The sequence below is a fragment of the Streptomyces sp. NRRL F-6492 genome (assembly GCF_001280125.1).
Classification (GTDB): Bacteria; Actinomycetota; Actinomycetes; order Streptomycetales; family Streptomycetaceae; genus Streptomyces.
This window is the reverse complement of record NZ_LGEG01000151.1, coordinates 1-364: the sequence shown is the minus strand read 5'-3', so window position 1 is coordinate 364 and position 364 is coordinate 1. Positions and strand designations below refer to the sequence as shown.

The following is a 364-nucleotide window of genomic DNA, read 5'->3' as shown; positions in this document are numbered from 1 at the left end:
CTCCCGGTCGAAGCGGGCCAGGTCACCGGTCCGGTAGAGCCGGCCGGGCCCGAACGGGTTCGGCACGAAACGGACGGCCGTCAGATCCGGCCGACCGAGGTAACCGTGGGCCAGCCCCTCACCCGCGAGATGGAGCTCCCCGGTCACGCCCGGCGGGCACAGGTTCAACTGGGCGTCGAGAACGTAACTCCCCTTGTTGACGAGCGGGGTTCCGATCGGGACGACGGTGTGGGGCTGATCAGCGGCCTCGATGAGGTGAGTCGTGGTGAAGCCCATCGACTCGGCGGGCCCGTAGCCGTTGACGATCTCGATGCCGGGCTTGAGCCGCTGGAGCTTGTGCACGTGGGCCGGGGAGGCGGCCTCG

At 69.8% G+C, this 364-nt stretch carries 1 protein-coding gene; it reads right to left on the bottom strand.

What is annotated here, in order from left to right:
• A partial coding sequence (locus ADL08_RS13555) for an AMP-binding protein (protein WP_159048498.1) occupies window positions 1-364 on the bottom strand: 364 nt, incomplete at both ends.